Raw genomic sequence first — 13,094 nt, forward strand, 5'->3', positions numbered from 1 at the left:
TCGCGGATCCCGAGATGACAAGATATGAGAGTCTCGCACCGGACACTGAGCTTGTCACGGCGATCGACGAGAGGCTCACCCCACCTCCGGCGGCCTCGCGAGGTGATGCCCCGTCTCCCGCTGGAACGCCGCCCCGACCCCGAGGCACAGCGCATCGTCGAACGGCTTGCCCACGACCTGGGCAGCCACCGGCAGACCGGTGCGGCCGAGGCCGGTCGGCAGCATCAGGGCCGGGAGACCCGTGTAGTCGAACAGCATCGTGTTGCGCGGCAGCACCGCCTGGAGCGGGTGGGCCTCGCCGTTCACCTCGATCGTGAGGGTGTCGAGGGACGTCGCCTCGCCGCCGAGGCCCGAGGTCACCAGCACGTCGACGTCGCGCAACGCGTCGAGCACCTGCGCCAGCACGACCGGCCGGCGGCGCAGGGCACGCAGGTAGTCGGTGGCGGAAAAGAGCCGGCCCTGCTCCATCCGGGCGCGGGCGCCGGGATCGAGGGAGGCGGCGCGGTCGAGGTCGGGCTCCTGGAGCGCGGCGAGTTCCGCCATCACGATCGTGTAGCCGTCCTGGTGCGCAGTGGCGACCGACCCGAGATCGACCGGCACGAGGCGCGCACCCTGCCGCTCCAGCTCCCGCAGCATCGCCTGCCAGGCGACGAGCACGGCCTCGTCCTGCATCGCCGTGAACCAGCCGTCGGGCACGCCGACCCGCAAGCCCGACAGCCCCCGCGCCCGGGTCGCGTCGTAGCGGCCGGCGGCATGCGGGTCGGCACCGTCGGGTCCGGCGATCCAGGGCATCACCCGGGCGAGATCCGCGGCCGAGCGGGCCATCGGGCCGACATGGTCGAGGGTCCAGGACAGGGGCGCGACGCCGGTGCGCGGCACCAGCCCGCGTGTGGCTTTAAGGCCGGTGATGCCGCACCAGGCCGCCGGCACCCGGATCGAGCCGCCTGTATCGGTGCCGAGCGCGAGCGGCAGCAGCCGGGCGGCGAGCGCCGCACCGGAGCCGGTGGAGGAGCCGCCGGTCCAGCGCGTCCGGTCCCACGGGTTGGCGACCGCGCCGTAGCGCGGGTTGTGGGCCGAGCCGCAGGCGAATTCGGTGGTGGCGAGCATGGCGAGCGGGATCGCGCCGGCGGCCTTGAGCCGCGCCACCACGGTCGCATCGGCCTCGGCCACCCGGTCGCCGGTGAGGCGCGAGCCGCAGGTGACGGGGGCGCCGGCGCAGTCGATGATGTCCTTGATGCCGAAGGGCACGCCTTCGAGGGGGCGGGCCTGCCCCGCCCTAATGCGCCGTGCGCTCTCCTCGGCCGCCTCGTCCGCGCCCGGCACCGGAGCCAGGACCGCATCGCGCCCTGACGGGTGACGGGCGATGCGCTCGCGAAGCCTCGCGACGAGCGCCACCGGATCGGTCGTCCCGGCCGCGTAGGCGGCCTGGAGCGCGCCGATCCCGAGGGCGTGGAGCGGGCCGTCCGCGACGGGCGGCAGGGCCGGCACGATCGGCACCGCTTCCACGGTCGCGCGGGCGGCCTCGCGCAGGCGCTGCTCGGCCTGGGCCGGCTCGGGCGCGTCCCGCTCCCAGGACGAGGGCAGGTCGCGGGCCGGGGCCGGCTCCGCCACCGTGCCGGCCAGGATGGTGCGGGCGATGAGCGCGTCGGAGACCGTCACGCGGCGATCTCCCGACGATCTTGCAGGCGATCCTGCCGGCAGGCCATCAGCGGCTGGATCTTGGTCCCGAAAATGTCGAGGCCTTCGAGGAAGTCGTCGAAGGTCAGCATGATGCCCTTCACCCCCGGCACCGATGCTGCCTCGTCGAGCATCCGCGCCACCTTGGAGTAGGAGCCGACCAGCGTGCCCATGTTGAAGTTCACCGCGCCCTCGGGAAGGTTCATCCAAGTCGCGGTCGAATCGGCCGAGGCGTTCTTGTCCTGGTTGCTCTGGTCGAGCATCCAGGCCAGGGCCGCGACGTCGGCGCCCTGGCGGTAGGCCATCCAGCGTTCTTCGGCCGCCGCGTCGGTCTCGTCGGCGATCACCATCATCAGCACGTAGGAGCCGACGTCGCGGCCGGTCTTCGCCGTTGCCTCGATCAGCCGGGCGCAGGTCGGCGCGCAGGCCGTCGGCGTGTTGAGGCCGGTGCCCAGCACGAAGTTGTAGTCGGCGTAAGTCGCGGCGAATTCCATGCCGCGCCCGCTCTGGCCGGCGGCGACGATCGGGATCGGGCCGGAGGGCGCGGGCTTCATCATGCAGCCCTCCATCCGGAAATGCTCGCCCTGGAAGTCGGAGTGCCCGGTCTCCCACAGCTCCTTCATCACCCGGACGTACTCGGTGGAGTAGTCGTAGCGGTAGCCGAAATAGTCGTCGCCGGGCCACAGGCCCATCTGCGAATACTCCGCCTTCTGCCAGCCGGAGACGATGTTCACCCCGAAGCGGCCGGGGGCGATCGAGTCGATCGTGGTCGCCATGCGGGCGACGAGGGCCGGCGGCAGGGTCAGCACCGCGGTCGAGGCGAAGAGCTTGATCCGCTCCGTCACCGCCGCGAGGCCCGACATCAGGGTGAAGGATTCGAGGTTGTAGTCCCAGAACTCGGTCTTGCCGCCGAAGCCGTGCAGCTTGATCATCGAGAGGGCGAAGTCGAGCCCGTAGCCTTCCGCCTTCTGCACGATCGCCTTGTTGAGGGCGAAGCTCGGCTTGTATTGCGGGGCCGCCTCCGAGATCAGCCAGCCGTTGTTGCCGATCGGGATGAACACGCCGACATCCATGCGAAAAGCTCCGGGTTCCGGTGGGCGGCCGGGAGGCCGTCCGGAGGGGCTTTGCAGGATCGGGGCCGTTTTCCGGTGAGGCGGGCCGGAGCGGTGCCGGTCAAGCGGGCAGGCCGTCTTCGTCGTAGAGGAAATCCTGGCTCCGGGCGGCTGACGGCCCTGGCGTAACTGTTGCGCGGCCGGCGTCCCGTGCCGCCATGAGGATCCGCTCGCGGTCCGCTGCGGACTGCACCGCGATCGGCACGAGCCGCGCGACGGCCCGACCGTTTTGCGTCAGGATCACCTCGTGGCTGGCTTCCGCCTTCTGCACGAGATCGGCCAACTGCCCTTCCGCTTCCGCAACGGAGATCCTCATCGCTCCATTCCATCCGTATCCAGCCTGGAGAACAGACGGCATCAGCGTATCATTCGACGCTCCTGTCGCCCAGGATCGTGTCACGCCCCCACCGACCATCCGGATCGCCCACGATCCCGAGGCGAACGTTTGGTACGTGCAGACGAGCGACGTGGAAGGCTTGGGCGCCGAGGCGTCAACCGCGAACGCCCTCATCGCCCGCATCCCGGTCACGGCCGCCGATCTGCGCGACGAGGACGAGCCCGACCCGGTCCAGATCGTGACCGGCTAGCGCCCCCGCCGCGCCGTCAGCACCGACGCCCCCAGTACCGCCAGGCTCACCGCCCCGATCAAGAGGGTCGAGATCGCGTTGATCTCCGGGGTCACGCCGAGGCGGACCTGGCTGTAGAGGCGCATCGGCAGGGTGGTGGCGCCTGGGCCCGAGACGAAGCTCGCGATCACGAGGTCGTCCATCGACAGGGTGAAGGCCAGCAGAAAGCCGGCGATCACGGCCGGCGCGATCAGCGGCAGGGTCACGGTGCGGAACACCGTGACGGGTGCTGCACCGAGGTCGGCGGCCGCTTCGAGGAGAGAGCGGTCGAGGTGGCGCAGGCGGGCCTGCACCACGACGGCGACGAAGCACAACGTGAAGGTCGCGTGTGCGATCACGATGGTCCAGAAGCCGCGGGGAATCCCGAGGCCGACGAACAACAGCAGCAGCGACAGGCCGGTAATCACCTCCGGCATCACCATCGGGGCGTAGACGAGCCCGGTGAGGAGCGGCCGGCCGGGGAAGCGCCGGCGCCCGTCCAGCGCCAGCGCCGCGAGCGTGCCGAGCACCGTCGCGAGGCTCGCCGAGGCCAGTGCGACCTTGAGGGTGACGAGGGTGGACTCGACGAGCGGGCCGTTGTCGAGGAGGCCGGCATACCACCGCGTCGAGAATCCGGCCCAGACCGTGACGAGGCGCGAGGCGTTGAACGAGTAGGCGACGAGCAGCAGGATCGGCCCGTACAGGAAGGCCATCCCGAGGCCGAGCGCGGCCCAGGCGAGCGGGTGGGCGCGGTGCATCTCAGGGGCGCTCCAGGCGGCGCGATTCGGCCTCGCGGAACAGCACCACCGGGCCCGCCACGATGACGAGCAGCACCACCGCCACCGCCGAGGCGAGCGGCCAGTCGCGGTTGGAGAAGAACTCGCTCCACAGGACCCGCCCGAGCATCAACGTGTCGGGCCCGCCGAGCAGGTCCGGGATGATGAACTCGCCGGTGATCGGGATGAAGCACAGGAGCGCGCCGGCGACGAGGCCGGGCCACGACAGGGGCAGGGTCACGGTGCGGAAGGCGCCGAGCCGGCTCGCCCCGAGATCGCGGGCGGCCTCGATCAGCCCGCGGTCGAGGCGCTCCAGCACCGCGTAGAGCGGCAGCACCATGAAGGGCAGGTAGGCGTAGACCACCCCGATCATCACCGCCGCCGGAGTGTTGAGGATCTCGACCGGCCTCGCGATCAGCCCGAGCGCCAGGAGCGCCTGGTTGAGGAGCCCGTCGCCCTTGAGGATCGCGATCCAGGCATAGACCCGGATCAGAAAGCTCGTCCAGAACGGGATCACCATCAGGGCGACGAGGAGCGGCTGCCAGGCCTTCGGCGCCCGGGCCATGGCGTAGGCGATCGGATAGCCGACGAGGATCAGCAGCACGGTCGCGCAGAGCGCCACGACGAGCGAGGTCAGGCCCGCCTCGAGGTAGAGCGGGTCGGCGATCAGCGTGCGGTAATTCTCGAAGTCGAGGGCGGCGAGCACGTCGGACCAGCCGGCGAGGCCCATGTCCCAGGCGAGCACCGGCGTGTAGGGCGGCAAGGCCGTCGCCGGGTCCGACAAGCTGATCTTCACCACCACTAGGAACGGAAGGCCGAAGAAGGCCAGGAGCCAGAGGAGCGGAACCGCCGGCAGGCGTAACCGCCGCAGGGAATCGCGCAGGCGCGCCCTCATGCGAGATCCGCGGGCAGCAGCGAGGCGGCCTCGGGCGCGAAGGTGAGATGCACCGGAGCGCCGACGGCCGGGCCGGCGCCGGGAGGGCCTGAGGCGCGTAAGCTCCGCCCGTCGGCGAGGCCGACCCGGTAGAGGATCTTGTCGCCGAGATAGGTCGCGCCGAGGAGCGTGCCGGCGAGGCCTTCGGTCCCGAGGGCCAGGCGCTCGGGCCGCAGGGCGAGCAGGCCCGGGGCGCCCGCAGGCCCGGCGCCGTAGTGGTCGAAGGCGCTCAAGGGGCCGAGCGGTGTGTCGAGCCCGCGCAGGGTCCCCGCCCCGCCCTCCCCGAGCCGGCCCTCGATCAGGTTCACGTCGCCGAGGAGGCCGGCGACGTAGCGGGTGGCCGGGCGCTCGTAGAGATCCGCCGCCGGCCCGACCTGGACCAGCCGGCCCGCCGCCATCACGCCGATGCGGTCGGCGAGCACCATCGCCTCGGCGGGATCGTGGGTGACGACCACGAAGGTGGTGCCGAGCCGGCGCTGGAGCGTCCGCAGCTCGGCTTGCGTCTCCTCCCGCAGGGCGCGGTCGAGGGCGCCGAGCGGCTCGTCGAGGAGCAGTACCCGGGGGCGCCTGGCGAGCGCCCGGGCGAGCGCCACCCGCTGGCGCTGGCCGCCGGAGAGCTGGTCGGGCCGGCGGGCAGCCAGGGGGTCGAGCTGGACGAGCCGCAGCATCTCGGCGACCCGGGCGGCGATCTCGGGCTTCGGCAGGCCCTCCCGCTCCAGCCCGTAGGCGACGTTCCCCGCCACGTCCCGGTGCGGGAACAGGGCGTAGGACTGGAACATCATGTTGACCGGCCGGCGATGCGGCGGCACCCCGGCGAGGTCCTGCCCGTCGAGGAAAATTGTTCCCGCGCTCGGCTCCTCGAAGCCGGCGATCATGCGCAGCAGCGTGGACTTGCCGCAGCCGGACGGCCCGAGCAGGCAGAATACCTGGCCGGGCGCGAGGTCGAGATCGACGCCGTCGACGGCGAGATGGGAGCCGAAACGCTTCGACACCGCCGCGAAGCGGAGATGGCCGGGAGCGGGCGAGGTGGTGGAGGAAACAGGCGTCGTCACGTCGTCCGGGCGGCGCGGGCGGGCAGGAGCCCGACATCTAGCGCGGGAAGGCCGGGTCCGGGAAGGGCCGGCGAGCGGGTCCGTCCGCGCGAGCGGGTCGCATTATTCCGCCAGCAGGAAACAGCTTGACCGTGATAACGGTAACTTTGTCGCCCCCACCCATTCGGACCAAGGTCGGGTGCCGTAGCAGCTTGCAAGGTATAGAAGGGCGTGTATTGATGAGGGTGACACGCGTCGATGCCGTTCACTGCGTCCACTGACCTGAACGGCGTCCGCATCTCCTCCCGAGACGTGTCGCAGACTTGGCGTCTCTCTCCGTATTGGGGAGAGGCGCCTTTGTTTTGATGGCAGCGTGGCTCTCGGGAGCGAGGTCCTGCGCGATGGGCCCGCGAGCGGTTTCACACCCTCGTTGTCATTCCGGGCTCCGCTGCGCGGCCCCGGAATGACAAGGAGGATGTCGAAGTCGGCGAGCGAGTCGGACGGGCTCGCACCCTGCGACTGGCGGCGTCAGCCCGCCGGAGAGGGGCGCGACCTCAGTGGGCGTCCGCCCCCGCCCCGCCCGGGCGCGGCCGGCGGATCATCGGCGTGGCGCAGGCCATCAGGACGAACAGCACCGTCAGCATCAGGAACACGTCGGAGAAGCTCATCAGGAGCCCCTGCATCCGCACGGTGTTCATCATCGCCTTCAGCGCCATGGCGTCCGGGTTGCCGGCGAGCCCGGCGAAGCCCTTGGCCATGCTGTCGAGGCGCTCCAGCACCATCGGGTTGGTCCAGGTGAAGCGCTCGTGCAGGCGGGCGAGGTGCAGGTCCCAGCGGTCGTTGAGCGCGGTGTTGATCAGCGCCAGACCCACCGCGCCGCCGAGGTTGCGGGTGAGGTTGTAGAGGCCGGACGCGTTCTTCATCCGGGCCGGCGGCAGGGTGCCGAGGGCGATGTTGTTGATCGGGATCATGCACAGCATCAGCGAGCAGCCGCGCAGGACCTGCGGCACCAGGAGCTCGTAGAAGTCCCAGTCCTTGGTGATGCCGGTGACGATCCAGGTGCCGGCGGCAAAGCCCGTGAACCCGATCGCCATCATGATCCGCGGGTCGACCTTACCCGAGAGGCGCCCGGCGATGGGGGCGGTGGCGAACATGCACAGGCCTGAGACGAACATCGTCTCGCCGATCTGCAAGGCCGAGTAGCCGCGCACGCGGCCGAGATAGACCGGGTAGAGGTAGGTCAGGCCGTAGAGGCCGATGCCCATGACGAAGCTGAACAGGCAGCCGGCGGCGAAGTTGCGGTCGGAAAAGGCCCGGAGATCCACGATCGGCTGCTCGGCGGTGAGCGCGCGCCAGAAGAACCCGATGCACGCCACGCCGCACACGATCGCGGCGAGGAAGATCGCCTCCTCCTGGAACCAGTCGTGGGTCGGGCCCTCCTCCAGCACGTATTCGAGGCAGCCGAGGAACGCCGCCATCAGGGCGAGGCCGGTCCAGTCGAAGCGCTTGAGCAGGTCGAGGTTCGGCTTGTCGAAATCGACCAGCAGGTAGGTCGAGACCGTGACGAAGATGCCCGGCACGATGTTGACGAGGAACAGCCAGTGCCAGTTGAACAGGTCGGTGAGGTAGCCGCCGACCGTCGGGCCGATGGTGGGGGCGAGCGTCGCCACGAGCCCGATCATCGGCGAGACGATGCTGCGCTTCGAGGCCGGGAAGATCGTGAAGGCCGAGGCGAACACCGTCGGGATCATGCCGCCGCCGATGAAGCCTTGCGCGGCGCGCCAGACGATCATCTCGCCGATCGTCGACGAGGTGGCGCACATCAGGCTCATCAGGGTGAAGCCGCCGGCCGAGATCACGAACATCCAGCGGGTCGAGAGCACCCGCGACAGCGTGCCGGAGAGCGGGATCGAGATCACCTCGGCGATGAGGTAGCTCGTTTGCACCCACGGGATCTCGTCGGCGGAGGCCGAGAGGCCGGCCTGGATCTCGGCGAGGGAGGCCGAGACGATCTGGATGTCCAGGATCGCCATGAACATCCCGAACACCATGCAGATGAAGGCCACCATGCGGCGGCGATCGATCGGTGCGTCGGCGGGCGCGGGGGTCGCGGCCATGGTGGTGGTGCCTGCGTCAGGGGAGAGTCGTTGAGTCTTGCGACGACGTCGCCGCCCCACAGGGTCATCCCGGGGCCGCGAGGCGGAGCCCGGGATCCAGAACCGCGGGTGGTTCAGGACGGAGCGGGACGCTCGTCGCCTTGTTCTCCACCACCTGCGCGTCTGGATTCCGGGCTCTCGCCAAGGCTCGCCCCGGAATGCCGCGGAGGGGGGGTCAAATCTGTCGAGCGAGCCCGGCGAGACGCGCGATCGTCTCCGCCTCAGCGGCCCGCAGTCCGCACCGAGGCCGGGCCGGCCTGCTCCGACACCGCCTGATGCGGCTCGATCGGCGCCGGCGGCTTGGTCTCGTCGAGGCCGCGCGTGTCGACCCGCACCACCACCGACAGGCCTGGCCGCAAGAGGCCCTCGCGGGCGACCGCCTCCGGCACCCGCACCCGCACCGGCAGGCGCTGGACGATCTTGGTGAAGTTGCCGGTGGCGTTGTCCGGCGGCAGTAGGCTGAACACCGAGCCGGAGGCCGGCGACAGGCTCTCGACCGTGCCGACGATGTCGCGGTCGGGCCAGGCATCGACCCGGATATGGACCGGCTGGCCGACCCGGACCCGGCCGAGCTGGGTCTCCTTGAAGTTGGCGTCGACCCGGGCGCTCTGGAGCGGCACCAGGGCGGCGATGCGCGAGCCCGGCGCCACGTAGGCCCCGGCCTCCGTCGCCTTGTTGCCGATAACCCCGTCGAAGGGCGCGCGCAGGACCGTGAAGGAGAGGTCGCGCTTGGCCCGGTCGACCGCGGTGCGCAGTTCGGCGGCCAGGTTCTCGGCCTCCTTGGTCTGGGCCTCCAGCACCGCGACGTTGGCCTGGAGCGCGATCAGGTTGGCCTCGGCGCCCTTCACGGTGGCGTCCGAGCGGTCACGGTCGGCGCGCGACTGCTCCAGGCGCGCCTTGGCGGCGAACTCGGATTGCGCGAGGAGCTGCTGGCGCTGGTAATCGGCCGCGGCGCGGACCTGATCGGCCTTCGCGGCGTCGATCTGGGCCCGGCCCTGGAGCACCTGGGCGCGGGCGGCCTCGGCCTGGCGGGCGATGCGCGCGATGGTGCTGCCTTGCGTCGCCAGCTTGTCCTCGGCGGCCTTCAGCGCCAGGCGGTAGTCGCCGTCCTCGATCCGCGCGATGACGTCGCCGGCCTTGACCGCCTGGCCGTTCACCACCGGCACCGCCTCGATGTAGCCCGAGACCTTGGCGGCGAGCGTCGAGATGTCGGCCTGGACGTAGGCGTCGTCGGTCGAGACGAAGAAGCGGCCGGTCGTCCACCATTCGTGGCCCGCATAGGCGCCGTAGGCCCCGCCGCCGAGGACGAGCGCGCCGAGGATCAGCCGGCGCAGGGGGCGCTTGCGCTTCTCCGGCGGGGCCGCGGCCGGAGCCGGTGCCGCCGGCACGGAAGCCGCCGGGGACGCGGTCTTCGGGAGCGCAACCGTGGGAGCCGCCTCGCCGGCGGGCCGGCCCTGCGCGTAATCGTCTCGAAACGCCATCGTCGTCCACCCGTCGCCGCCATCCCCCGTGCGAATCGGTTGACGGCTCTCGAACGGCCACGATACTAGATTGACCGAACCGTTCGGTCAATCGATCCTGTGTGCGCTGCGGCACACCGGTTGAACCGGAACGGCCGCACACCCACACTGGCGAAAGCCCCCTCCCACGGCCCCGATCATGAGCGACGCTCCCCTCGTCTCCACCGACACCGACAAGCGCCGCCAGATCCTGGATGGGGCCCGCGAGGTGTTTCTCGCCAGCGGCTTCGACGGGGCCAGCATGGGGGCGATCGCCAAGGCGGCGGGCGTCTCGAAGGGCACGCTCTACGTCTATTTCGAGAGCAAGGAGGCCCTGTTCGAGGCGCTGACGATCGAGGAGAAGCGGACGCTGGCGGAGAATATCTGCCGCCTCGACCACGACGACCCCGACGTCGCCGCTGTGCTGCGCCGCCTCGGCACCAGCCTGATGGAGGCGATGGTGCGGCCCGACCACATTGCCTCGGTGCGCATGGTGATCGGCGCGGCGGAAAAATTCCCGCGCTTCGGCCGGGCATTCTACGAGGCGGGACCGCTGCTCGGCCGGGCGCGGTTGCGCGCCTATCTCGACGCCCAGGTCGCCGCCGGCCGCCTGCGCCCGATGGATTCCGACCTCGCCGCCCGCCACTTCTTCGACCTCTGCGCCGCCACCACGATGCGCCGGCTGCTCTTCTCCGTCGGCGACCCGCCGACCGAGGCCGAGACGACCTACTGGATCGCGGAAGCCGTGCGGGTGTTTCTCGCGGCCTATGGGCCGGTGGGGCGGTAGGCCGGTCACCTCTTCAGGGTGGCCCACGACGATATGTCCATCCTCCGCGTCATCCCGGGGCCGCGCAGCGGAACCCGGGATCCATCGCCGCTCACGGTACCGGACGAGGCGGAGCGCGATCCGCCTCATTCTCCGGCGTCGGCGGTTTTGGATCCCGGGTTCTCGGCTTCGCCGAGCCCCGGGATGACCAGGAGGGTTATGGATCGATAGCTCTGCTCGAACTGTGCACGCCTCAAGCGGGCCCTCTTCCCCTCCCCGCGTGCCAGGCCCGGAGAAGCGCCGCCTCCTCGTCCGCCGTCAAGCCCGTCATCGGACCGCCCCCGGCCTCCAGCCAGTGCAGGGTGTCGCGGACGGTCTCCTCCAGTGGCCGCAGCGTCAGCCCCGCCGCGAGCGTCGGCGAGACGTCGCGGGAGGCGTCGCCGATCGTGTCCGGCAGTGGGAGCGGCAGGGAGAACGGGCCGGATTCGCGCGCCGCACCGTGGCGGTCGAGGAAGGCCGGATCGACCCAGGTGGCCGTGTACGACGCGCCGAAGGACGCGGCGCAGCGATCCAGGAAGGCCCGGCGGGTGCAAGGGGGCGCCACCGCGTCGAATGTCCCCGAGAGGCCGTCCCGCGCCGCGCGGACGATCCAACCCGCGAGGTCGCGCGCGTCGATCAGCTGGACCGGATCCTCCGGGTCGGCCGGCGCCAGCACCTCGCCGCCCCGGGCAAGCCGGGCGACCCAGTACGGGAACCGCCCGGTCGGATCGCCCGGGCCGGCGATCAGCCCGGCGCGGCAGATCAGGGCGCCGCCATCGAGAGCCCGCTCGCAGGTGACCTTGGCGGCGCCGTAGGTGCCGTCCTCGGAAGGTGCGAGAAGCCGCGCGGTCCCGGCCCGCTGCCCAGGGGTCGCGGTATCGGCATAGACGCTCGTCGTCGACACGAAGGTCCAGTGCCCGACGCGGCCGTCGAGCGCCGCCAGCGCCCGCCGGACCTGACCGGGATGGCGGGCCACGTCCACGGCCGCGTCGAACTTTGTCCCGGCGAGCCCCGCCAACCCCTCCGGCCGGTCGCGGTCGACGGCGATGAAGCGGACGCCCGGCGGGGCGACGCCGGAGAGGCCGCGCGCGGCGCAAGTCACCGCGTGACCGAGCCCGACCGCGTGCGCGGCGATGGCCCGCCCGAGGAACTGCGTGCCGCCGAGGACCAGAATCCGCATGCCGCCGCTCCCGGTCGGACCGCGCTCAAGGCCCAATCTCACGTTCCGATTACTTGCCGCATCGCCACCAGCGTCCGGAACGCCCGCACGTTCGGGTCGTCGTGGAACACCGCGCGGGTGAAGGCCTCGTACTGCGCCATGTCCCGCAGGCGCAGGTCCAGCACGAAATCGGCCTCGCCGGTCACGTACCACGCCGCCCGCACCTCCGGCCGCTCGCGCAAGCTGCGCACGAAGGCGTCGAGGCGGTCGGAGGTCTCGCGCTCCAGCGAGACGAGCACGTGCAGGCAGAGTGGCGTACCGAGGACCGCCGGATGCACCACCGCGACGTCGGCGACGATGACGCCCTCCTGGCGCAGCCGGCGCAGGCGCCGGAGCACCGCGCTCTCGGACAGCCCGACCCGCTCGGCCAGGATCCGCGCCGGCGTCAGGTTGTCGGCCTGGACCGCGTCGAGCAGGGCGCGGTCGAACCGGTCGAGGGTGGCGCTTTCCGGCATGGATCGCTCGAGAACGGCGAAAACCGCCGCAGGTTAGCATGATTTCGGCGCCAACCGTCGCGGGGATCCGGCACTCTTCCGGACATGCCGAACCCAGCCCCCTCCCCGTCCGTCTCCGTGATCGCCACCACCTTGCGCGGCCTTGACCCGGCCTATGCCCCGACGCCGCTCCTCACGCTGCCGGCCCTGGCGCGGCGGCTCGGCGTCGCGCAGGTCCTCGCCAAGGATGAGGGGCGCCGGATGCTCGGCAGCTTCAAGTCGCTGGGGGGCACCTATGCGGGCCTGACCGCGCTCGCTCGCGCCGCCGGGATGGACCTGCCCGCGCTCCTCGCCGCCCGGCCCGCCGGGCAGCCGGCGCTCATCTGCGCCAGCGACGGCAATCACGGCCTCGCGGTCGCCGCGGCGGCGCGGTTCGCGGGAGCGCCGGCGCGGGTCTTCCTGCATGCGGGCGTGCCGCCGGCGCGGGCGCGGCGCATCGCCGACGAGGGCGCCGAGATCGTCCGGGTTTCCGGCACCTACGACGACGCGGTCGAGGCGGCGGCGGGCGCCGCCCGGGCCGGTGCGGGGCTCCTCGTCGCCGACACCACCGACGACCCCGAGGACCCTATCGTGCGCGACGTCATGGCCGGCTACGGCGTGATGGCGGCGGAGATCCGCGACCAGGCGGGGAACGGCCCCCGTCCGACCCACCTCTTCGTCCAGGCCGGCGTCGGCGGCCTCGCCGCCGCGATGGCTGAGGGCCTGGCCGGCTGGCTCAGCCACCCCGGCCTCGTGGTGGCGGTGGAGCCGGAGCAGGCGGCCTGCCTCGCGCCCGCCCTCGCCGCC

Annotated in this window: 13 protein-coding genes; 3 read left to right on the forward strand and 10 right to left on the reverse strand. The window is 71.6% G+C overall.

From position 1 onward, the window contains the following. Nucleotides 1–75: 75 nt before the first annotated feature. The 3 genes from ABZT49_RS28610 to ABZT49_RS28620 all read right to left on the reverse strand — a co-directional run bounded on the left by ABZT49_RS28610 (nucleotide 76) and on the right by ABZT49_RS28620 (nucleotide 3,105). Nucleotides 76–1,659: an amidase gene (locus ABZT49_RS28610; protein WP_355291181.1), complete on the reverse strand. Its 1,584-nt coding sequence runs from the start codon at nucleotides 1,657–1,659 to the stop codon at nucleotides 76–78. After that, the gene (rutA, locus tag ABZT49_RS28615) at nucleotides 1,656–2,750 is read right to left on the reverse strand and encodes a pyrimidine utilization protein A (RefSeq protein WP_355291183.1); all 1,095 of its coding nucleotides are present in this window, start codon (nucleotides 2,748–2,750) and stop codon (nucleotides 1,656–1,658) included. Before rutA ends, ABZT49_RS28610 begins: the two co-directional genes overlap by 4 nt. Nucleotides 2,751–2,850: 100 nt before the next feature. Beyond that, the gene (locus tag ABZT49_RS28620) at nucleotides 2,851–3,105 is read right to left on the reverse strand and encodes a type II toxin-antitoxin system prevent-host-death family antitoxin (protein WP_355291185.1); all 255 of its coding nucleotides are present in this window, start codon (nucleotides 3,103–3,105) and stop codon (nucleotides 2,851–2,853) included. A 103-nt stretch (nucleotides 3,106–3,208) separates the two neighbouring features. Between ABZT49_RS28620 and ABZT49_RS28625 the strand changes: the two genes are divergently transcribed. Beyond that, on the forward strand, nucleotides 3,209–3,376 hold the full coding sequence (locus ABZT49_RS28625; RefSeq protein ID WP_355291206.1) for a DUF1902 domain-containing protein: 168 nt from the start codon (nucleotides 3,209–3,211) through the stop codon (nucleotides 3,374–3,376). Here ABZT49_RS28625 and ABZT49_RS28630 read toward each other — a convergent pair. The 5 genes from ABZT49_RS28630 to ABZT49_RS28650 form a co-directional block, all read right to left on the reverse strand. After that, nucleotides 3,373–4,152 (reverse strand): ABC transporter permease, encoded by a 780-nt coding sequence (locus ABZT49_RS28630; RefSeq protein ID WP_355291187.1) that lies wholly within the window; start codon nucleotides 4,150–4,152, stop codon nucleotides 3,373–3,375. The two genes, ABZT49_RS28625 and ABZT49_RS28630, sit on opposite strands and share 4 nt — an antisense overlap. A 1-nt stretch (nucleotide 4,153) precedes the next feature. Then, complete coding sequence (locus ABZT49_RS28635) at nucleotides 4,154–5,065, reverse strand: ABC transporter permease subunit (RefSeq protein WP_355291189.1); 912 nt, start codon at nucleotides 5,063–5,065, stop codon at nucleotides 4,154–4,156. After that, nucleotides 5,062–6,156: an ABC transporter ATP-binding protein gene (locus ABZT49_RS28640; protein WP_355291191.1), complete on the reverse strand. Its 1,095-nt coding sequence runs from the start codon at nucleotides 6,154–6,156 to the stop codon at nucleotides 5,062–5,064. Before ABZT49_RS28640 ends, ABZT49_RS28635 begins: the two co-directional genes overlap by 4 nt. Before the next feature lie 533 nt (nucleotides 6,157–6,689). Beyond that, nucleotides 6,690–8,252, reverse strand: a complete 1,563-nt coding sequence (locus ABZT49_RS28645) for a DHA2 family efflux MFS transporter permease subunit (RefSeq protein WP_355291193.1) — start codon at nucleotides 8,250–8,252, stop codon at nucleotides 6,690–6,692. A gap of 260 nt (nucleotides 8,253–8,512) precedes the next feature. Continuing rightward, the gene (locus ABZT49_RS28650; protein WP_355291195.1) at nucleotides 8,513–9,772 is read right to left on the reverse strand and encodes an HlyD family secretion protein; all 1,260 of its coding nucleotides are present in this window, start codon (nucleotides 9,770–9,772) and stop codon (nucleotides 8,513–8,515) included. Nucleotides 9,773–9,950: 178 nt separating this feature from the next. Between ABZT49_RS28650 and ABZT49_RS28655 the strand changes: the two genes are divergently transcribed. Next, the gene (locus tag ABZT49_RS28655; protein WP_355291197.1) at nucleotides 9,951–10,577 is read left to right on the forward strand and encodes a TetR/AcrR family transcriptional regulator; all 627 of its coding nucleotides are present in this window, start codon (nucleotides 9,951–9,953) and stop codon (nucleotides 10,575–10,577) included. 232 nt (nucleotides 10,578–10,809) lie between these two features. Here ABZT49_RS28655 and ABZT49_RS28660 read toward each other — a convergent pair whose 3' ends face one another. Beyond that, on the reverse strand, nucleotides 10,810–11,775 hold the full coding sequence (locus ABZT49_RS28660) for an NAD-dependent epimerase/dehydratase family protein (RefSeq protein ID WP_355291199.1): 966 nt from the start codon (nucleotides 11,773–11,775) through the stop codon (nucleotides 10,810–10,812). 38 nt (nucleotides 11,776–11,813) lie between these two features. Then, the gene (locus ABZT49_RS28665) at nucleotides 11,814–12,269 is read right to left on the reverse strand and encodes an Lrp/AsnC family transcriptional regulator (protein ID WP_355291201.1); all 456 of its coding nucleotides are present in this window, start codon (nucleotides 12,267–12,269) and stop codon (nucleotides 11,814–11,816) included. A gap of 84 nt (nucleotides 12,270–12,353) precedes the next feature. Between ABZT49_RS28665 and ABZT49_RS28670 the strand changes: the two genes are divergently transcribed. After that, the coding region (locus tag ABZT49_RS28670) for a pyridoxal-phosphate dependent enzyme (protein ID WP_355291203.1) at nucleotides 12,354–13,094 on the forward strand (741 nt) is incomplete at its 3' end.

Source organism: Methylobacterium sp. EM32 (assembly GCF_040593685.1).
In the GTDB taxonomy this organism is placed as follows: Bacteria; Pseudomonadota; Alphaproteobacteria; order Rhizobiales; family Beijerinckiaceae; genus Methylobacterium.

Bases quoted from the DNA above. Each gene is read 5' to 3' on its own strand.
- rutA (WP_355291183.1), bottom strand. From the start codon at position 2,750: ATGGATGTCGGCGTGTTCATCCCGATCGGCAACAACGGCTGGCTGATC.
- ABZT49_RS28620 (WP_355291185.1), bottom strand. From the start codon at position 3,105: ATGAGGATCTCCGTTGCGGAAGCGGAAGGGCAGTTGGCCGATCTCGTG.
- ABZT49_RS28630 (WP_355291187.1), bottom strand. From the start codon at position 4,152: ATGCACCGCGCCCACCCGCTCGCCTGGGCCGCGCTCGGCCTCGGGATG.
- ABZT49_RS28635 (WP_355291189.1), bottom strand. From the start codon at position 5,065: ATGAGGGCGCGCCTGCGCGATTCCCTGCGGCGGTTACGCCTGCCGGCG.
- ABZT49_RS28645 (WP_355291193.1), bottom strand. From the start codon at position 8,252: ATGGCCGCGACCCCCGCGCCCGCCGACGCACCGATCGATCGCCGCCGC.
- ABZT49_RS28650 (WP_355291195.1), bottom strand. From the start codon at position 9,772: ATGGCGTTTCGAGACGATTACGCGCAGGGCCGGCCCGCCGGCGAGGCG.
- ABZT49_RS28655 (WP_355291197.1), top strand. From the start codon at position 9,951: ATGAGCGACGCTCCCCTCGTCTCCACCGACACCGACAAGCGCCGCCAG.
- ABZT49_RS28660 (WP_355291199.1), bottom strand. From the start codon at position 11,775: ATGCGGATTCTGGTCCTCGGCGGCACGCAGTTCCTCGGGCGGGCCATC.
- ABZT49_RS28665 (WP_355291201.1), bottom strand. From the start codon at position 12,269: ATGCCGGAAAGCGCCACCCTCGACCGGTTCGACCGCGCCCTGCTCGAC.